Source organism: Winogradskyella sp. (assembly GCF_028282165.1).
Taxonomy (GTDB): domain Bacteria; phylum Bacteroidota; class Bacteroidia; order Flavobacteriales; family Flavobacteriaceae; genus Winogradskyella.
In genome coordinates this window covers 88,673-108,967 of the sequence record NZ_JANQIM010000027.1, presented here as the reverse complement: position 1 = coordinate 108,967, position 20,295 = coordinate 88,673, and the positions used below count along the sequence as shown (strand labels likewise).

The window sequence follows — 20,295 nt, the reverse complement described above, 5'->3', positions numbered from 1 at the left end:
CATAAATTTTATGATACCATAATCAGTGTTAATAACTTCTATGTAAGGATTTAGTCAAAAAACCTACTTTTGTTGAGGAATAAATACGAAATATATGTCTGATACGATTGAAAAAGTAAAATGTTTGATAATAGGATCTGGACCTGCAGGTTATACAGCTGCTATATATGCCTCTAGAGCAAATATGGCGCCTGTTTTATACCAAGGTGAACAACCAGGAGGTCAGTTGACCACGACAAATGATGTTGAGAATTTCCCTGGGTATCCCGATGGTATTACTGGCCCAGAAATGATGATTCAATTACAAAAGCAAGCTGAGCGTTTTGGAACAGATGTGCGCCATGGTTGGGTTACAAAGGTTGATTTTTCTGGAGATGTTCATAAGGTTTGGGTCAATGACGAGAAGGAAATTCATGCCTCTACTATAATTATCTCTACTGGTGCCTCGGCAAAGTATTTAGGCTTACCGTCCGAGCAAAAATATTTACAGCTAGGCGGTGGAGTTTCTGCTTGTGCTGTTTGTGATGGGTTCTTTTACAGAAATCAAGAGGTGGTAATTGTCGGAGCAGGAGATTCTGCCTGTGAGGAGGCGCATTACCTTTCTAAACTTTGTAAAAAAGTAACGATGTTGGTGAGACGAGATAAGTTTAGAGCATCAAAAATTATGGAAGCTCGTGTTAGAAATACCGAAAATATCGAAATCCTTTTGAATACTGAAACAGAAGAGGTTTTAGGAGATGGACAAGTTGTTACTGGTGTTAGGGCAAGAAATAATGTTACTGGCGATGTTTTTGATATTGAAGCAACGGGTTTCTTTGTAGCTATAGGTCATAAGCCTAATACGGATATCTTTAAGGATTATCTCGATTTAGATGAAACAGGCTATATTATTAACGCAGTACCTGGAACTAGTAAGACCAATGTTGATGGTGTTTTTGTTAGTGGCGATGCTGCTGATCATGTCTATAGACAGGCCGTCACTGCAGCAGGAACTGGTTGTATGGCCGCTTTAGATGCAGAACGTTATCTAGCAGCTAAGGAAGCTGATTTTGAAGTGTCAACTTCAACTTATAACTAATAAAAGAACATTACGAATAAAATAAAAAGCCGGAGTAACAAACTCCGGCTTTTTCATTATTCTAATTCTGCTATTGTTGCTTCTTTTGGAGTTTAGCGGTATCCTCAAATTTTGTAATTGTAATTGCGGGGCCTCCATAGAGATAAATCTCACTATTACCAGAAGCTGCAATTGTAATAGTATCTGTTGCATCTATAGTAAGGTCGCTATTACCTTCAAGGGTAGCGTCAATAGTTTGGACATCGAACTTTGGGCCATTAAAATTCGTAGAGTTATCCAGTCTAATTAATGCACTAGTAGCCGAACCTTCGATAACAGCATCAGCCCGTAGGTATAAATCAAAATTAGCAACTTTGCTATTTATAAGCGCATCTAACTTGCTATTATCACTAAGCTCAATCTTAGTTGAATCAGCAGTCAGGTTTAAACGTGTTTTGGATTTACCAGAACTTTTATAAACAAAACTTTTGGCTTTAACATTTAAGTAGGCTCTGGAATTATCTAAAGTGGTTAAAGTTGCATTGCCAAGCTCCATAGAGGTTAATGATCTAATTTCACCATCACCTCGAGTTTCAATATGCTGCAAGGCATCTCCATAGTTTACAGTAATAATTAGTCGTTTCTTTGATGTGATGCGCACAGTTTCTACAAAAGTGAGTACGCCATTAACGACATCAAACTGTATAACATCATGTAGGTTGTCATCTGTCTCTATACTAACAGAAGGTTTGCTGTTGTATACAATTTCAATAGAAAAATCACCATTCACAACAATAGTATCAAAATCGTCTACATAGGTTTGTTTAATGGTAACGTTTCTATTGCCTTTAATTTTTTCTTGTGCCATGATGGTTGGCAATGTAACTATCATTAAGACCAGAATAAGTAATACTTTTTTCATTTGTATATCTTTATTTCGCTACTAATATGACACAAATCAATGATTATGTCACTTTTGAGGCTTCAAACAAATATATACAAAAACCATCCCAAACTCTATAAAGAATTTGAGATGGTTTTATAATTAACTGGTTGTGAGTTGTTTAATTATGTTAGGAAAAGTAAGCCTATTACGTTTGTAATTGTATTAATTCCCTCTAACACTTCCAGAAGAACTATCAGATTTGTCTACTTTTTCTGGATTTCCGGAATATCTAATATCTGCGCCACTTGTGGCTCTAGCTGTCAGTTCTTTCGAAGTATTTACAGATATATCTGCACCACTTGTTGCTTTTACTTTAGATGTTTCTGCGCTTAAGGTTGAGGCTTCTATGTCACTACCGCTAGTAGCCTCAGCTATTAATACTTTTGTTGTGCCGCTAAGTCTTATATCGCTTCCACTCGTAGAATGACAATTTAGGGTTTCGGTCTTAACATCTAACTTTATGTCTGCACCACTTGTGGAGTTCAGCTCTAATTCGTCTACTTCTATAGTATTTGTTGAAAAAACATCACTACCGCTTGTTGCTTTAATTGCTGAAATCTCATTAACGTTTAGACTTATCCTTCTGGATTTAGCTCTCCTAATGTTTTCTGTTGTATAAATCCTCAATACACCATTTTCAACTTCGGTCATAATTATTTCGTGAAGGTTTTCATCAGCTTCAACGGTTAATGCTACTTCATTGCTTTGAGTAATATAAAGATCTAAGCCTTGACTTACTTTTATAGACTCAAAGTCACTAGAAATATTTCTGTCCATAACGACTACATTTCTATTTCCATCAATGCCTTCTCCAAAATTCATGGAAAAGTTACAGGATAGCATTAAAATACTTACAATGCTAGCTACTACAATTCTTACTAATGTGCTCATGTTTTTTTTATTTTTTACTTGATTGATATTTTTGTGATTTAATTTTTTTCGACTTCTTTTGATGTGTGATTATAACTGATAACACGTTTAATCTTCCAAACACCATCTTCAATAAGCCAAAGGTGGGAGAACAAGGCATAATTGTCGCTCTCTTTAAAAGTTGTTGATGGGTTAGGAGAGAAGTAGTGTTTTCCATTTTGAAGTGCGCCGTAAAGCTCACCATTGCTGTACATCGGAAATACTTCTAAACTTTCTTCAACAAGAAATCTGTAGACCTTTTCCGGATTATCAGATTTGCAGATACCATTTTTCATAATATTAACAAATTCTTGTTTAGAGTTTGTAATTCCACCTTTATCATGGTAAAATTCCAGATCGTCAAACATTAATTCTGCACTCCGTTCTACTTCACATTTATTGAATCCTATCTTAAATAAGATACTGTCTTTCTCTTTAAGGATTTTAAAAAGTTCAGAATTTTTGTCCACCTGAGCTAAAGCAATACCGGATAACATAAGTAATCCGATACTGCTTAGCAAAAGTGATTTGATTGATTGGTTCATTTTTCGATTGATTTTTTTGCACCTAAGCTTAAATAGCACGGGTGCTGTAATTACACTACAAATATCTGTAGGTTATTGATTGATTTAAATTTAATTGTTCTGAGCTGTCATTTTTATGGTCTCAATTGTCATTATCATTGACTTCTAAATCCACACCGTTTTCATCAATGGTAAGGCTTACATCAGGTTTTTCTGGGTTAGACGGTGGTTCTTGTGTTGTGGTTTCATTAGTTTCATCTTCATTTTCAACTTCGCAATCCATACATTCCACTGAGTCTTTCGCAACCTTATAGTAGTGGCCATATTTGATGTCATTCAGTAAATTTTTGCCATACCTTAAATAACCATATCTCCATGATCTTGTAAAGTTCTTATCTAGATAGAGAATCGTTCCCTCAGGGACATTAATAGTTACTCTAACTTCTTGTTCGCTAAACTTATTTTCTATATCTGTTTGTAGGAACTTATCTAGCTTTAAGATATGATCAGTTAGACTATATCCATAATTGATATTTTCTGCTCGCTTTTTTGCTCTTTCATAATTTCTGCCTGTTGCTTCTTTTTCTATAGATATTGAAGCTATTGAATCGGTCGTCGACCTTACGATAAATCTCACGTCAGAAGACACAAGACTCCGTCCGTTGTCGTCTTCTACGATTCTAAAATCATCGTTATTGTTATAACGATAGCTATTGTAATTGTTCAATCCAATACTAGTTAAGCCCAGTGTATCATCTGCTTTAATATTAAGTTCGCTATTAGCAGTTACTTTTGCATCAAAAGCATGTTCTGTAGCTTGTTTAACCCCCATAATTATAAGACCGATGATAGCCATAAACCAAAGCCCTAATAGAGTGAATTTTGCAACATTCCCAATGGACTTAAGGTTATTCACTAAAATCTTTAGACCTAAATAGAATACAAAGAAGAAAGGAATGCCTATGGCAAAGAACAATAGCAAAGACATTAACCAAATCGGAATATTTGCCGCATTGGCTACATATAGTAAGTCAAAACCTGGGAAATGGAAAGCATCGGTAATTCCCACAGTAAATAGACCTACTATTAAGGAAATCAATGTACTAATACCAACAATGATTAAGATAATACCAATGAACTTAGCGATGACCTTTAGGAAAAACATCATAATGCTTCCAATTGTATCAAAAAATGTCTGAGAACTTGATTTTATGCGATTGCCTTGCTTTTGGAAATCAACACTCTTAACGGTTTCTGAAATGTTATCCGATACATTTTCGAAGCCTTCCTTTATTTTTTCGCCATGTTTTTTAAAATCGACATTTCTTACGGTTTCTGAGACCGAATCAATGCCGTCTTTAATTTTTTTTTCAATGTTACTGATGTTCACGGGATCACCAGTCATGGTCAGTTTTTCGGCTGTAGTTCTTGCCTCTGGTACCAAGGCCCAAAAGATGAGGTATATAAATATAAAAGTACCTCCAGATCCTATGGCCAATAATAACCAGATGAGTCGCATCCAAATGGAGTCTATACCAAAATAATGACTTAATCCTGCAGCAACACCACCGATGTAGGAGTTGTCCGTATCTCTATAAAGTTTTTTTGTAGGTCTAGAACTATAGGATGTTTTTGAATGAGGGCTATCTTCAAAGATTTCATCATCGACCAAGTAATCTTCTGGCTGTCCCATTATGGCGATAACTTCATCAACGAGCTTAATGCCTACGACTTGTTTTTCGTTTTGAATGCGTTCTGAAAATAATTCAGCGATACGTGCTTCGATATCTGCTATGATTTCAGAGCGACCTTGAGAGTCTGTAAATGAACGTTTTATAGCCTCAAGATAGCGTGATAACTTAAGATATGCATCTTCATCTATATGGAAGAAAATACCTGCTAAATTTATATTGACTGTTTTATTCATTTTTTGTTGTTTTTGTACGTGTTACTAGGTTGACTGCATTTTGTAATTCACTCCAAGTCGTGTTTAACTCTTTAAGAAACAGTTTTCCTGTTTCGGTAAGGCCATAATATTTTCTTGGCGGCCCTGATGTGGATTCTTCCCAACGATAGCTGAGCAATCCTGCATTCTTTAATCTTGTCAATAGTGGATATATGGTTCCTTCTACAACAAGCATTTTTGCGTCCTTTAGTGTGCCCAGAATCTCTGCGACATAAGCATCTTCATCTTTTAAGATGGATAAGATGCAGTATTCTAGAACACCCTTACGCATTTGTGCTTTTGTGTTTTCTATTTTCATATCATGAGTGTCTTAAATTCGATTAAACTGTTCATTTTTTGATTGATTGAGTACACCGAAGCTTAAAGCGTAGGTGTATTTATTGATGAATATTACTTTAAAAAATTGATGGTTAATGGATATTTGTAAACTTCCCCATCTCTGGCAGATAAGCTTGCTTTAACGATAAGCGCTAACTCAATTATAAATGCAATGATGGCCAAGGCGCCTAAACCACCACCTATGTACAATAGAGGTGAAGGTTCACCAACATTAATGTGAAAGTTGTGGAACCCATGAAAATCGATCACGTCTAGTCCTCTAAAAAGTTTAAAGATGAAAAACGGAACACTAATGGTCCCAATAATTATAGCATATAACAAAATGCTAATTTGAAAGTTTATGGCTTGCTTTCCATGATGATCTACAAATTCGGATTTTTCTTTGTTTGCAGCCCATAATACAATTGGGCCAATAAAATTTCCGAACGGTATTATAAATCTTGAAAATGTTGAAAGATGTATAAAAGTGGCTAAATTTTTATGATGATTGTCTACCATTTTAAAAGTATATAATAGTTTCTTATACAAATATATGTCTAAAAACAGGTATTATGTTACGCATAGTACTAAAAATTAACATATTTTTAACATTAGTTGAGTTGGAATATTTGGATTATTTTAGTGGAAAATCTAACCTCATTGTATGACTATTACACCATCAAAACTCAATACATACCTACTGTTTAAGCTGCCTTCAGCTTATTTTACTGGCGTAAGGGCCAAGCATATTGATGATACAACTTGTGTGGTTTCGGTAAAGCATCGATGGATCAATCAAAACCCATTTAAGTCTATGTTTTGGGCGGTGCAAGGCATGGCTGCAGAGTTGACCACAGGTGCTTTGGTAATGAAAAAGATAAGGGATAGCGGAAAAAAAATATCCATGCTTGTAGCTAATAATAATGCTACATTTACAAAAAAAGCGACTGGAAGGATTACATTTAGATGTGAAGAAGGCCATAAGATCGACGAAGCTATAAGTAAAGCTATAGAAACAGGTGAAGGGCAAACCGTATGGCTGAGTGCTAATGGCGTTAATAAAGATGGAGTAGAGGTGTCTTCCTTTAATTTTGAATGGACATTGAAAGTTAAGAGTTAGGAGTTAAAAGGATTATGCCATTGCGAAGATAAAGAATGAAGTAATCTCTTTAAAAGGCAACTGTAACAAAATAGAGTTTTACACAACATATACACGTCAACCTTAAAACGAAAAAATATTATGGAAAAATTACCAGATTTTACAGACAGAAATGCTCACGAAATCGATTACCGTATTTATGGTGAGGAAATGCAATACGTAGAGATTGAACTAGACCCGCAAGAGGCCGTCATTGCAGAATCGGGAAGTTTTATGATGATGGAAGATGGTATAAAAATGGATACTATATTTGGAGATGGTTCTCAAAAGGATAAAGGTTTTCTTGGTAAAATATTAGGCGCTGGGAAGCGAATCCTTACAGGCGAAAGCTTATTTATGACTGCCTTTTATAATGATCTTACAGGAAAACGAAATGTATCCTTCGCCTCTCCTTATCCAGGCAAGATTATACCTATAGATTTAACGGAGTTTAGAGGAAAGTTTATTTGCCAAAAAGATGCTTTTCTATGTGCCGCAAAAGGGGTTAGTGTGGGGATAGAGTTTTCTAAAAAATTAGGAAGAGGCTTATTTGGTGGTGAAGGCTTTATTATGCAAAAATTAGAAGGCGATGGTATGGCCTTTGTTCATGCTGGGGGTACCATGGCAGAAAAGACCTTACAACCTGGCGAAACCCTTAGAGTTGATACAGGTTGTATTGTTGGGTTTACGCAAGATGTGGATTATGATATCGAATTTATTGGCGGTATTAAGAATTCTATTTTTGGTGGAGAAGGACTGTTCTTTGCCAGGTTAAGAGGTCCAGGAAAAGTCTATATACAGTCCTTGCCCTTTAGTCGATTGGCAAATCGTATTATCGCCTCTGCACCAAAAGCTGGCGGAAAAGATAGAGGAGAAGGAAGCATACTAGGAGGCTTAGGAGATTTGTTGGACGGTGATAATAGGTTTTGATTTAATGGTAAGCAAATCAGTATATTAAACTGTCAGAATCCTCTTTTCTTTTTTATTGTGTTCATCTGTTTATTTCAACTTTTAACATAATATGCTGTTAAACTTTAGACCTGGTTTTAGATCGAAAACGTTTTTTTTCTATCTTGGGGAAAGAATTTAATTATTAGCCTATAGAGAAAATTACCTTTTATTGTTGAACCTAAAACTTTGAATTACCTATGGCGAGAGCAATGTTTGAGTACACTAAAACGGTACTTAAAAAGGTGAGTTTTGATGCGACATTATTCTGTAAAGAAGTGGAAAAAGCAGTAAAGCGGTTACTGCCTCACGAACTAGAAGAACTGAGAATTTTTATTCTGTCCCTAATCAATCAAAACCCAGAATTAAACAAAAGCTTAATTTATCTAAAAGCATAGAAAAAAGCGACTCACGAGTCGCTTTTTTTAATTCTTAAACTTATCTTTGTTCAAAATTAGTAGAAGCTGAAAAAACTATTTTTTTTCATATTACTTTTCTCCTTTGCTCTACGACCAATATACTTCGTTGGTAATGTGTTGTACTATCAACTTAATATTGATTATATCATAGAGACTTACTGTATTAACAAGGATCAGCCAGAACTGCAATGTAATGGTAAATGTCATTTGACTAAACAACTAGCTGTGGTAAATAACACTACAGACGATAGTAACAAAGCTGTTATTAGCTTATCTGAATCTTTCTTTCCTGTTTTTTCAGAACAAATGCAAGATTATAAAGTTGTAAGTTGTGTTTTAAGGGATTCCAAAAAGAACATATCATCACCTATTCAAAATTATAAATTTAGTTTTGAGTATGCTCATTTTAAGCCTCCAATTGTATAAGTTTTCATATTCAGATTAGGCTAAGGCCTTCAATGCTATGAGACTGTATTCTAATTTTTGAAAATAAATTAGAATATACAGACTATGTTGTATTTACATTAAAGTCTCGTGCACATTAATCAATTATAAATATTAAACTTATACAAAATGAAACTTATAAAATATACGTTTGCACTAGCGTTATGTGCATTGATTTCGAGCTGTTCATCAGACGATGATAATAATAATGAAGATTTAACAGGACAAACAGGAAGTGTCGTTCTAAAATTTGATAATGCAGTAGGGGACCAAGATTTTATTTTTGGTACAACCTATAATAAATCCAATAACGAATCTTTTCAACTTAGTACACTAAAATACATTATAAGTAATGTAAGAGTAAAAGATAGTGAAGGTAATACTTTTATGTTTCCGGTAGAAGACAATGCCTTTATTATAAATGAAGAAGATGGTAACAATGCTGGTGAGATCTGGGTAGTACTAGATAATATTGATGCTGCTAATTATACTGAAATCACATTCGGTATTGGTATAGACCAAGATCGCTTTGCTCTGGGAGCTGAGGGGCAAGGCGATTTTTTAGATATGGCAACAGATGAAGGCATGATGTGGAGTTGGGCTGCTGGTTATAAATTTGTAAGATTTGATGGTACGTTTTCAACTACATCTCTTACAGATGAACCCCTAAATATTCATATGGGTAGTGTTGGTACCTCATTAGATAACTATAAAGAAGTTACATTAAGTTTACCAAATACAGTATTGGTAAGAGAAAGTAAAACACCAGAAATCCATATCGTTGCTGATATCTCTAAGGTATTTGATGGGGTTACTTCAGTAAATTTTGCTGATGGTTATGACCAAGTACACACAGACGCACAAAAAACTCCAGTTATAGCATCTAATGTACAGTCTATGTTTATGGTACATCACGTACACAACGATTAATCAATATTAATAAGAACCACTAAACATAATGCTTTAGTGGTTTATAATGCTTATTGATTATGAGAAATATTAATTATATGCTAGTATTGCTAGCTTTAGTTTTGTCTTGTTCAGAAAGTGATGAAGTACCAAAATATGAACCTGTACTATTAGAGATCGAAAGGCCTTCTAACTTTCCTGATATAGAATACAATCTAGACAATAATCCCGTTACCGAAGCAGGCTTTCAATTGGGAAAAGACTTGTTTTATGATGGCAGATTATCTTCTAATGATGCTATAGCTTGTGCATTTTGTCATGAGCAAGCTTTTGCTTTTACACATCATGGGCATAATCTAAGCCATGGTGTTGATGGAGCAATTGGTTTTAGAAATTCGCAACCCATTCAAAATATGGCATTTTATAATTCTTTTATGTGGGACGGTGCTGCATCGCATTTAGATTTACAGCCCATTATTCCTATTACGAGCGAATTAGAAATGAATGAGACTTTAGCTAATATAGTTCAAAAGCTAAAAAGCGACTCCAATTATCAAAATCAGTTTGTTAGAGCTTTTGAAGATGGCGAAATAAGCAGTGAAAATATTCTAAAGGCTTTGTCTCAATTTATGTTAACTATGGTGTCTTCTAACTCAAAATACGATAAGTATGTTAGAGGAGAAGATAATATTACTCTGTCGCAGGTAGAATTAGATGGTTTAAATACATTTCAGAACAAATGTGCTTCTTGCCATGCTACGGACTTATTTACAGATCAGAGTTTTAGAAACAATGGTTTGCCTGTAAATCCTCAATTAAATGATACAGGGCGTTATAGATTATTAGAAGATCCTAATGATTTATACAAATTTAGAGTACCTAGTTTAAGAAATGTAGAATATACGTTTCCTTATATGCACGATGGTAGATTTACAACGCTAGAAGTGGTAATGGATTTTTACGATTCTGGTATGGTAGATAATGGAAATGTTGATCCTGCCTTTTTAAGAGAAGATGGCACTTTGGGTATTTCACTCTCGGACTATGAAAAAGAAAGCATGATTGCTTTTTTAAAGACGTTAACAGATTACGAATTTTTAGAAGATGAGCGTTTTTCGGAATTTTAAGTTTTATTTGTTAATACTTTTGGTCTTATCTAGCATAACAGTAAATGCAAATACATGCCCATTGTGTCCTGAAAATTTTAGGACTGAAACTTTTTTGGATTGCGACCTCTGTGGTTGTTCTACTAGCAGTGGTAGTTTTGGCTTTGGGACATTAAGCAATGCTAATTTTGTGGGTGTACGATATATCTATCAAAGCTTTGAATCACGCAATGGTATTTTTGAAAATTCACCTAAAAGTGAAGAAACCTTTAATACCTATCAGATTTGGGCTCAAGTACCGATAAATAACAAGTTTTTCATAACAGCTAATGTACCGTATCAAGATTTGACCAGAAGGTTTCAAGGACGTAATGAGAATCTAAATGGTCTTGGGGATATTAGTGCTATTGGATGGTACAAATTGGAATTTTTTAAGAGACGCAAATTAGATGCTTCAGATGTTAATTATAATTCTCCAAAAGAATCTTCTGGCCATTCCTTGCAATTTGGTCTTGGTATAAAGTTACCAACAGGTAAGTTTGAAGAAGCACTAACCGATAATGTAAATCCAGGTTTTCAGGTAGGCACAGGAAGTGTAGATGGGATTTTTTCTTTGGGTTATAATTATGGTGGAGATAGAATAGGTGTAAACACACTAATGAGCTACTACCTAAAAGGAGAAAATAAAAATGAATACCAGTTTGGAAATCAGTTGAGCTATTCTGTAAATGTATATACAGTTTTTTCAACAGATAAAATGAATATTATGCCATTTGCAGGTTTATCTGGGGATGTGTATGATTCTATAATACAATATGGTGAAACACTAGCAGACACAGATGGCGATATTTTAAATGCTTCTATTGGGTCTGAGTTAGCTATCGAAAAATTTATTTTTGGAGTGAGTTACACATTACCGGTAAATCAAAATTTATTCGGTGATAATGTAGAGTCTATACAACGTTTTTCGGTCTATGTAAATTTTGCCTTGTAAGATAAAGGAAATCCCTCAACTAGAGGGATTTTTTTATTTAGGTAGTGGGCTAATAATCTCAACATCACTAAAGGCTATTGCCCCTCGTATGATACCAGAAATGACATTATGCATTGCGTCTATGATCTGCATCTTTAATTCACTTTTGTGATAAATAATACTTACTTCTCTTGCAGGTGAAGGCTCAGTAAAATGTCTTAAATTAGGATTCAATTTTTCTTTGATATCCAACGTGTGTAAATAGGGAAGTAATGTCATTCCCATACCTTCATTTGAAAGTTTTATTAGCGTTTCTATACTTCCGCTTTCCAATTGAAAATGATCATCGATTTGATCTTTGAAGGTTTTACATAAATTAATCACACCTTCCCTAAAACAATGGCCATCTTCTAAAAGGAGCATATCCTCAATTTCAAGATCAGAAACCTCAATAGTCTTCTTGTCTCTTAATCTATGACTATTAGGGATATATGCTACAAAAGGTTCATAATATAAAACACGCTCTTTTATATTGTCACTTTCTAATGGCGTGGCAGCAATGGCAGCGTCTAAATGCCCATCATTGATACGTGTTAAAATCTCTTCAGTAGTTAGCTCTTCTATTTTCAACTTCACTTTTGGGTATTTTTTAATGAAGTTCTTTAAAAACATGGGTAGTAGAGTTGGCATTATAGTTGGGATAATACCTAATCTAAATTCACCCCCAATGAAGCCTTTTTGTTGGTCTACAATATCTTGGATGCGCTCTGCTTCATTGACAATGTTACGAGCTTGAAAAACAATTTTCCGTCCTACGTCTGTCAATTCAATAGGTTTTTTGCCTCTATCGAAAATAACTACATCGAGTTCGTCTTCTAGTTTTTGTATCTGTGTACTTAAGGTAGGCTGGGTTACAAAGCACTTTTCTGCAGCTTTGGTGAAGTTTTTATGTTCCGCTATAGCAAGTGCATATTTAAGTTGGGTGATGGTCATTGTAATTGATTTAGGCTATAAAAATACAAAAAGCATTACTCTAATCTATAATGAGATATAATAAAAAAAGCCTTCAAGAATTACCTTGAAGGCTCACTAATCAACTTACAAACTTTATTTGTAATCAAATAACCCTAACCAGATTATTTATTTTTAGTCACAATCGGACTCTATGCTAAAGGATTGATTTATAGAGTACATCATTAACCCTGCTGCAGATCCACATGTTATTTTCCATGCGCCATTTTCAGGATTATTTGCCAATATGTCAAAGTCTGAGGTTAAAAGGATAGTAAGATCATCTGAAGTAGGATCTTCTGCTATAATCCATTCGCCATAGTAAGTGACGCTGCCATCAAGACTTTCAATTTCTAGTGTTGCGTCTCCATAAAAATCAAAGACATATGTGTCATTACTACCTATTGGTGTTGCATAATGATCGCACTCAATTACGAATTCGATTAAATCATCCTCATCACAGTCATTAGGATAATCATCATCTTCACACTCAACAATATCATCTTCACTAAATCCAACGCACAATGCATAGCACAAATTTGGGAAAACTACGATTTCAGTTACACCAGAGCCTGTATTTGTTTCTACACAAACAGGGTCGTAATCTTCCTCTTCACACTCATCACAGTCATCAGGATAACTATCATCTTCACACTCAACGATATCATCTTCACTAAATCCTTCGCACAAAGCATAGCATAAATTCGGGAAAACTGCGATTTCAGTTATGCCAGTTGCTGTAGTTACTTCAATACATACAGGATCAAAACCTTCGTCTTCACATTCATCGCACTCATCTTCATAACCGTCATAGTCATCATAACAGTCTTCTAGTAGATCTTCAAAATCATCTTCATCTTCTATGGTAACGACTACATCATTTTCTAAAGTAACTTCAATAGGAAAAACAAAGTCAAAATCATACACATCATATATGGCAGTTCCTAACTCTTCTTCGGAGTTTATTGTAATTACGGTATCGTCATTTACAATAATATCTAGAGGGAAGTTTAGCGTAAAGCAATCAGGGCCGTTAGAATAATAATCTTCTTCACAGTCATCTATAAAATCGTCTTCTGTAAAGCCATCTTCTATTGCATAACACTCGTTAGGATAAGTAACAACAAATGTAACGCCACTTGGATCTGTAACTTCCACACATACAGGATCGTCATCTTCATAGCAATCATCATCAATATCCTCATCAAAACCACAGCTTAGCAACAGCTCAATAAATTCTGCCTCGTTATTGATTGTTTGTATTTCAATGGTATCTGTATCGTCATTAAATGTTTCTACATCAAAAGGAAATGCAATTCCATTGATATATAAGTCGTTACTCGAGGCTAGCATAACGTCGATTAACCCGTCCAAATCTTGAACAGTTACAGTTGTGCCATTATTATAGGATAGTGTTAAGGGAAAAACAAAATCAAAGCAAAAATCCAGAACAATATTACCAGCAGGATTATTTGTTTCAGAAACATATCCATTTGAATCAAACTGAGTCATTAATTGATTGAGTGATGTTGTAATTGATTCACTCTCTTCGGTAGCTGCAGTTTGTGGATCATCAACAGGCTCATTGTTGGTACACGATGTAAACATCAATAAAGAAAAAGCCAAGCTAAAAAGTACTAATTTAAATTTTTTCATTTTGGTTAAATTTGAAAGGTTAAAATTAATTTATTGAGGTTAATCATCCATAAGACAATGCATAAAATAAAAACCCTACTTTTTTCTCAAATATTTTTTTTTCATAGCTTTGAGATATAAACTTCAAAACCAATAATGCCTAACGATAACCGCAATATTTGTAACTCAAAAACTTTTGAGTCCATCTATAATACATATGCAAAAGATATTAGGCGTTTTCTCTTTTTTAAAATACAGGATATTGAGAAAGCAGAGGATTTAATGCAGGATGTATTTATTAAGCTATGGGATAATTGTAGTAAAGTAGATTATAACAAGGTGAAGAGTTATATGTTTAGTACTGCCAACAATATGTTTTTGAATGTTGTAAAGCACGAAAAAGTAGTTCAGAATTATAATAAGCTCAATAAAAGTGAAGCCACTAATGAATCTCCTGAATATATTATGTTGGAGAAAGAGTTTATGGAAAAATTGGAAGCTACAATTGCCAATTTACCGGAAAAACAGCGCGAGGTTTTTTTGATGAATAGAATAGAAAAAAAGAAGTACAAGGAAATAGCGGAACAGCTTAACATTAGCGTAAAGGCTGTTGAAAAACGCATGCATCAGGCTCTTCTAACCATGAGAAAAGAGATAGGAAACATCTAGATTTGTTTTCTTTTGGTAGGGTTTTTAAAGTTTTAGTTGTCTTAATTTTGTAGAATACCATGAAAAAAGAGAATTTACATAAGGATTCAGAAACATTTTTAGCTAAATGGTTAGAAGGTGATATTACCGACAAAGATCTCAAAGATCTTGTGGGGAAAGCTGATTATGAAGCCTATTTAAAGTTAAGAAAAGGGTTGGATGTTAGTGATCAACTCAATGCTCCGGTCGATGAGTCGTTTTCAAAAATTCAAAAGCGTATTGCCAAAAAGGAAACCAAAGTAAAACCACTTTATACTAATTGGGCTATTGGTATTGCTGCTTCAATAGTCGTTTTATTTGGCTTGTTTACATTTTTGAATACCTCAGAAGTTGTTGTTGAAACGGGTTATGGCGAGAATAAAACCATTGCACTTTTAGATGGCTCTGAAGTTGTATTAAATGCAAGATCTAAGATTGTTTATAATGAAGATACCTGGAATAATGACCGGAAGCTAGTCTTAGAAGGTGAAGCCTATTTTAAAGTCGCGAAAGGCGAAACATTTGTTGTTAATACCAAGAATGGAACTGTATCGGTTTTGGGTACAGAATTTAATGTTAATTCAACAGAAGATTTTTTTGATGTTGTATGTTATGAAGGAAAAGTAGGTGTAAAGACCTCGGGATCTAATCATATCCTTTTGCCAAATAATACAGTAAGACGTGTTGATGGACATATTGAAGTGACTAATAGCTCAGGAAAAATGCCAACATGGATCCATGGAGAAAGTAGTTTTGATAGTGTGCCACTACACATAGTAATTGGGGCATTAGAAGCTCAATATAATGTTAGTTTTGATTCTGGTGCTATTGATGAGTCAGATATTTTTACAGGTAGTTTTCCGCATGATAGTTTAAACATAGCTCTAAAGACGGTCTTTACTACGCTTAATATAACTTATAATGAAAAAGAAAACCGTAACATTAAACTGAGGTATAAAGAATGAGGTTAATATATATCTTGGTCTTAATGTTACTTCCTACACTAGCCTTTTCTCAAGAAGAGGCTTTTTACATTGAGTTTGATGATGTTAACTTAAAGGATGCTATTGAGAACATTGAGAATACCTATGACGTTCTTTTTTCATTTAAGGATGATTATGTAAAAGACAAAAGCGTTTCTCTTAGTGGCATGAAACGCACCTTATCTGAAGTTTTATACGAGCTAAAAACACAAACAAATCTTAACTATCAACTTGTTGAAAAGCGCTATATTATCGTAAGCTTGGTTGAGGATGTAAATATGGCCACCTCAACTTTAGATAAGGTTGTGGTAAAGAGTTACATAGCCAAAGGAATTGAAAAGAACAGAGATGGAACCTATAATCTTTATCCAGCACAATTGGGAATTTTACCTGGATTGATAGAACCCGATGTTCTCGAAAGTATCCAATTGTTACCAGGGGTATTAAGTCCAAATGAAACAGCATCAGGCTTTTTTGTAAGAGGTGGTTATGCAGACCAAAATCGTTTAATCTGGGATGGTATAAATATTTATCACAAGGGCCATCTCTTTGGGATGATATCTCCCTTAAATCCAAATGTAGCATCAGAGATAAAGTTTATAAACAAAGGGTCTCATGTGCGTTATGGAGAGCGCCTATCGAGTGTTATTGATATCAATTCGAAGAACGAGATAACTAATAACCTCAGAGCAGAAATAGGAGTCAATGGTGTTAATGCAGATGCTATTTTAGAATTGCCCATAATCAAAGACAAATTAAGTGTACAAGCATCACTGAGACACAGCTATATTAACCAATTGGAAACTTTTACGTTCGATCAACTGGCCGATAAGGTATTTGAAAGTACTAAGATCAGTCAGAATGAAAGTGGGGACAATGACTTCTCGTTTTTGGATTATAATATAAAATTAAACTACAGGCCAAATGCTTCAAACCATCTTTTTGCAAGTATTATTAATATTGATAATCAATTAGATTATACCTCTAACGAATCAGATACCAATAGGGATTTCAACGATCTTCTTACCATTAGAAATACAGGTTATGGCGCAGGGTGGAATATTATTTGGAATGATAAACTAAAACAATCCACTCAGGCCTTTTTCTCGGATTATTCATTCAATTATAACTTCATTACTTTTGAAAATAGCACACAGGTATCGGACTTTGAAAAAAGGAATACCATATTTGATTCTGGTGTTTCCACTGAGCTAAGCTATAGGGCTTCCGATAGATTCAATTTTGATTTTGGGTATCAGTATACATTAAAGGATGTGGCTTACGCATTTATAAACACTACTAATTTGAGCTTTGTGCTCGATTCTGAACAGCAGATTGTACAAACACATAGTGCGTACTCTAATATAAACTATAAAAACCCTAAGTTATTTGATCTCTCTTTTGGGTTAAGGGGTACATATTTTCAAGAATTGGATGCTGTTAGATTAGAACCCCGATTATTGGTGTTTAAAGACCTTAACGAACGATTCAAGCTTCAGGCAAGTGCAGAAATAAAAAATCAGATAATTAATGAGATCGACGAGACTGTTTTTAGTGATTTATCTCTAGAAAATAGGGTGTGGCGATTGGCCAATGGCGACAATTCTCCAATAATCAATAGTAAGCATGCATCCTTAGGCTTCATTTATTCTAAAAGTGGTTTTAGTTTTGATGCAGACACCTATTATAAACGCCTAGAAAATGTTTCTGCGTTGTCTCTAGGGTATTTAAATCCAGAAAATATTGGTTTTAATATTGGTAGTCAAGATATTTTTGGAGTTGACGTATTCCTAAAAAAGCAGTTCAATGGATTCGATTCTTGGATCAGTTATTCGTACAATAGAGCCAGAAGTCAGTTCAATGATCTAAATGATGGCAGGTCTTTTAAATCCAAGTCAAATATTACCCATGCTGTTTCTTCGGCCTTGAGCTATAAATTAAATGGTTTTCAGGTGGCTTTGGGTTGGAAATGGCAAACAGGAAGACCCTATACGGTTGCCGATGAAGGTGCCGACGGACTCGAGTTTAATAACGGTGTTAATACTGGTCAGTTACCTGTTTATCATCGTTTGGATTTGTCTTCTACTTATACCTTTAAGCTATCCCAACATAATAAGTTAAGGGGTAAGGTTGGTGTTTCTATTCGAAATCTTTATAATAGAAATAACCTTATCTCTCGAGAGTATAGAGGAAATAATAGTTTAAATGATCCTGTTGAACTGATTGAGCGTTTTTCTATTGGTATTACGCCAAACTTTATGTTCAGGTTATATTGGTAGCATAAAAAAGCCTTCAATATTGATGGCATATTGAAGGCTTTATTTTTTTGATTGATGATATAATATGTTAGAATCTAATGTTTAAATCCAAATCCTCGTCTTCTACTTTAAATTTAGCGTCATCATACTGTGGTGGGCCCATAGCCATTACATTGTTTGATGTTCCGAAAGACTCCGAAGGCATTCCATTTTCCTCAAAGTCCATACGCTTATTGTCATTAACATCGTGCATTGCTAGTACTGCATATTCGCCAGGTAATACATTCTCGAATTTTATGCTAACTTTTCCGTCTTTGATTTCTGTTTCTGCATCCATAATACCATTACCTTTCATAAAGGTTTCGGAGGTGTGGAGAGACATCAGGACTTTTCCCTTATCACTCGTAACATTATCTATAGTAACAGTAATGGTGATGCCGTCATCTTGAGAGAAACCAAGTAAAGTTGTTAAGGCTAAAGCTAAAGTTAAAACTAAATTTTTCATCGTATTAATGTTTTATGGTTTATTGTGTTTGATGATTCAAATATCCAACAAACATAAAGATACACATAATCATCCTAACCGAAATGTATTTTTATACGGATGAATTGTTAATTAGGAATTAGGAATTAGGAGTTGGTTGTTGGAAGTAAGCAGTAAGCAGTGAACAGTATGCATTTGGAATTTGGCTAATTGATTTAGAATAAGGCATATAACTTACAACTGCCTACAACAATCCACGTGCTTTTATTTCAATGTATTTATTAATGGCATTAATGGTTAGATTCTCTGGTGCTGTTAAAATTGATTGTATACCGTGTTTCTGCAATTCCTTAACCATCATGCGTTTTTCAAATGCAAATTTTTCTGCAATAGTTTTATGATAGATAGACTGCAAGTCTTCCGTGTTTTCTTTAATGATGGTGTCTAATTCTGTGTTTTCAAATAACACAACAACCAACATATGCTTTTTAGAAATGGCTTGTAGATAAGGCATTTGCCTTTTTAGGGCACTTAAATGCTCAAAATTTGTATATAGAAGTAAAAGGCTTCTGTGTGTTACTTTACGTTTTAATTGCGCATATAAAAGGCCAAAATCGCTATCTGTAAATTGAGTATCTATGTTATATAATGCTTCAAGGATTCGGTTTAGGTAGGTAAGCTTATGTAACGCAGGCAAAAAGGTTTCAATTTTCTTTGAGAATGACAACACACCTACTTTGTCGTGCTTTTTTAGTGCTACATTGCTAAAAGCTAGTGCAGAATTAATGGCATAATCCAATAGTTTTAGGCCATTAAACGGCATTTTCATCACTCTACCAGTATCGATTATCGAATAGATAGGCTGTGACTTTTCATCTTGATACTGATTAACCATCAGCTCAGCATGTTTTGCAGTGGCTTTCCAGTTTACGGTCCTAAAATCATCACCTAGGACGTACTCTTTAATTTGTTCAAATTCCGAAGTATGCCCAATACGCCTTATCTTCTTTAATCCGATTTGTGTCAATGAATTACTGATAGCTAAAAAATCGTACTTCTGCATCTGAATGATGGATGGATATACCATAACCATTTGTTCATTCTGAAATTGAAACTTTCGCTTAATAATCTTAAACATGGACGATACAAAAATATTGAGATGGCCAAAGTAATACTCTCCTCGATCTACAGGTCTCACTATATATTCGAAAGTATGTGTTTCATTAGGACTTAGGGAAGTTGTATAAGAGAAGTCTCGCTTCTGAAATTGCACTGGCAATTCATCAATAATATCTAAATATGTCTTAAAGTTGTAGTTGCATGTTATAGTGATAGGAACAGGATTATTGTCGCTGTTAGAAAACTTATCTGGCAGCAATCGTCTTGCCATTATTGCTTGCTTAGAACCGTAAAGCATAAGTAAATCAATAAACAGCAGTACAACGACAAGGGTTGTTATTATCCATGCAATAGCGTATAGCACATCAAACCAATATGAGAGTAAAAAGCATATTGAAGCCATAGCTAAATAAATATAAAGCTGTTTGTGTATATATAAAGATTTTAAGAACTTCATTATG

Annotated in this window: 21 protein-coding genes; 11 read left to right on the top strand and 10 right to left on the bottom strand. The window is 34.4% G+C overall.

Annotation, left to right across the window (positions count from 1 at the left end):
- Positions 1 to 94 precede the first annotated feature (94 nt).
- Positions 95 to 1,078: a thioredoxin-disulfide reductase gene (gene trxB / locus Q0972_RS11035; RefSeq protein ID WP_299365772.1), complete on the top strand. Its 984-nt coding sequence runs from the start codon at positions 95 to 97 to the stop codon at positions 1,076 to 1,078.
- Between the two features lie 70 nt (positions 1,079 to 1,148).
- Here trxB and Q0972_RS11030 read toward each other — a convergent pair whose 3' ends face one another.
- From Q0972_RS11030 to Q0972_RS11005, 6 genes are all read right to left on the bottom strand, one after another.
- Positions 1,149 to 1,979, bottom strand: coding sequence for a DUF2807 domain-containing protein (locus Q0972_RS11030; protein ID WP_299365771.1), 831 nt, complete (start codon positions 1,977 to 1,979; stop codon positions 1,149 to 1,151).
- 186 nt (positions 1,980 to 2,165) lie between these two features.
- Positions 2,166 to 2,894 carry a head GIN domain-containing protein gene (locus Q0972_RS11025; RefSeq protein WP_299365770.1) on the bottom strand — a complete coding sequence of 243 codons (729 nt, stop codon included), beginning with the start codon at positions 2,892 to 2,894 and terminating at the stop codon, positions 2,166 to 2,168.
- 38 nt (positions 2,895 to 2,932) lie between these two features.
- Positions 2,933 to 3,457, bottom strand: a complete 525-nt coding sequence (locus tag Q0972_RS11020; protein ID WP_299365769.1) for a nuclear transport factor 2 family protein — start codon at positions 3,455 to 3,457, stop codon at positions 2,933 to 2,935.
- Between the two features lie 121 nt (positions 3,458 to 3,578).
- A complete protein-coding gene (locus Q0972_RS11015) occupies positions 3,579 to 5,363 on the bottom strand; it encodes a PspC domain-containing protein (protein WP_299365768.1) in 1,785 nt (594 codons plus the stop codon).
- Positions 5,356 to 5,700 carry a PadR family transcriptional regulator gene (locus tag Q0972_RS11010; protein ID WP_299365767.1) on the bottom strand — a complete coding sequence of 115 codons (345 nt, stop codon included), beginning with the start codon at positions 5,698 to 5,700 and terminating at the stop codon, positions 5,356 to 5,358. Before Q0972_RS11010 ends, Q0972_RS11015 begins: the two co-directional genes overlap by 8 nt.
- Before the next feature lie 92 nt (positions 5,701 to 5,792).
- The gene (locus Q0972_RS11005; RefSeq protein WP_299365766.1) at positions 5,793 to 6,239 is read right to left on the bottom strand and encodes a DUF4870 domain-containing protein; all 447 of its coding nucleotides are present in this window, start codon (positions 6,237 to 6,239) and stop codon (positions 5,793 to 5,795) included.
- A gap of 145 nt (positions 6,240 to 6,384) precedes the next feature.
- Between Q0972_RS11005 and Q0972_RS11000 the strand changes: the two genes are divergently transcribed.
- From Q0972_RS11000 to Q0972_RS10970, 7 genes are all read left to right on the top strand, one after another.
- Positions 6,385 to 6,840 carry a DUF4442 domain-containing protein gene (locus Q0972_RS11000; RefSeq protein WP_299365765.1) on the top strand — a complete coding sequence of 152 codons (456 nt, stop codon included), beginning with the start codon at positions 6,385 to 6,387 and terminating at the stop codon, positions 6,838 to 6,840.
- Positions 6,841 to 6,960: 120 nt separating this feature from the next.
- Entirely contained in the window at positions 6,961 to 7,788 is an 828-nt protein-coding gene (locus Q0972_RS10995) for a TIGR00266 family protein (RefSeq protein ID WP_299365764.1), read from the top strand.
- A 218-nt stretch (positions 7,789 to 8,006) separates the two neighbouring features.
- The gene (locus Q0972_RS10990; RefSeq protein ID WP_299365763.1) at positions 8,007 to 8,204 is read left to right on the top strand and encodes a hypothetical protein; all 198 of its coding nucleotides are present in this window, start codon (positions 8,007 to 8,009) and stop codon (positions 8,202 to 8,204) included.
- 228 nt (positions 8,205 to 8,432) lie between these two features.
- Entirely contained in the window at positions 8,433 to 8,651 is a 219-nt protein-coding gene (locus tag Q0972_RS10985) for a hypothetical protein (protein WP_299365762.1), read from the top strand.
- A 147-nt stretch (positions 8,652 to 8,798) separates the two neighbouring features.
- Complete coding sequence (locus Q0972_RS10980; RefSeq protein ID WP_299365761.1) at positions 8,799 to 9,599, top strand: MbnP family protein; 801 nt, start codon at positions 8,799 to 8,801, stop codon at positions 9,597 to 9,599.
- A 59-nt stretch (positions 9,600 to 9,658) separates the two neighbouring features.
- Positions 9,659 to 10,705 (top strand): cytochrome c peroxidase, encoded by a 1,047-nt coding sequence (locus tag Q0972_RS10975; RefSeq protein WP_299365760.1) that lies wholly within the window; start codon positions 9,659 to 9,661, stop codon positions 10,703 to 10,705.
- Entirely contained in the window at positions 10,683 to 11,678 is a 996-nt protein-coding gene (locus Q0972_RS10970) for a hypothetical protein (protein WP_299365759.1), read from the top strand. Before Q0972_RS10975 ends, Q0972_RS10970 begins: the two co-directional genes overlap by 23 nt.
- A 33-nt stretch (positions 11,679 to 11,711) precedes the next feature.
- Here the strand turns inward: Q0972_RS10970 and Q0972_RS10965 are convergent, their stop codons facing one another.
- Both Q0972_RS10965 and Q0972_RS10960 read right to left on the bottom strand, forming a co-directional pair.
- A complete protein-coding gene (locus Q0972_RS10965; RefSeq protein ID WP_299365758.1) occupies positions 11,712 to 12,650 on the bottom strand; it encodes a LysR substrate-binding domain-containing protein in 939 nt (312 codons plus the stop codon).
- 153 nt (positions 12,651 to 12,803) lie between these two features.
- Positions 12,804 to 14,324 (bottom strand): hypothetical protein, encoded by a 1,521-nt coding sequence (locus tag Q0972_RS10960; protein ID WP_299365757.1) that lies wholly within the window; start codon positions 14,322 to 14,324, stop codon positions 12,804 to 12,806.
- A 135-nt stretch (positions 14,325 to 14,459) separates the two neighbouring features.
- On the opposite strand from Q0972_RS10960, the gene Q0972_RS10955 reads away from it, so the two are divergent.
- Genes Q0972_RS10955 through Q0972_RS10945 form a run of 3 tightly spaced genes read left to right on the top strand, consistent with a single transcriptional unit; the run spans position 14,460 to position 18,252 of the window.
- A complete protein-coding gene (locus Q0972_RS10955) occupies positions 14,460 to 14,972 on the top strand; it encodes an RNA polymerase sigma factor (protein ID WP_299365756.1) in 513 nt (170 codons plus the stop codon).
- Positions 14,973 to 15,031: 59 nt separating this feature from the next.
- A complete protein-coding gene (locus tag Q0972_RS10950) occupies positions 15,032 to 15,955 on the top strand; it encodes a FecR family protein (protein ID WP_299365754.1) in 924 nt (307 codons plus the stop codon).
- Positions 15,952 to 18,252, top strand: coding sequence for a TonB-dependent receptor (locus tag Q0972_RS10945; RefSeq protein ID WP_299365752.1), 2,301 nt, complete (start codon positions 15,952 to 15,954; stop codon positions 18,250 to 18,252). Before Q0972_RS10950 ends, Q0972_RS10945 begins: the two co-directional genes overlap by 4 nt.
- Positions 18,253 to 18,319: 67 nt before the next feature.
- Here the strand turns inward: Q0972_RS10945 and Q0972_RS10940 are convergent, their stop codons facing one another.
- Together Q0972_RS10940 and Q0972_RS10935 are read right to left on the bottom strand one after the other, a co-directional pair.
- A complete protein-coding gene (locus tag Q0972_RS10940; protein ID WP_299365749.1) occupies positions 18,320 to 18,736 on the bottom strand; it encodes a DUF2141 domain-containing protein in 417 nt (138 codons plus the stop codon).
- A 223-nt stretch (positions 18,737 to 18,959) separates the two neighbouring features.
- Positions 18,960 to 20,291: a DUF58 domain-containing protein gene (locus Q0972_RS10935; RefSeq protein WP_299365747.1), complete on the bottom strand. Its 1,332-nt coding sequence runs from the start codon at positions 20,289 to 20,291 to the stop codon at positions 18,960 to 18,962.
- Positions 20,292 to 20,295 lie beyond the last annotated feature (4 nt).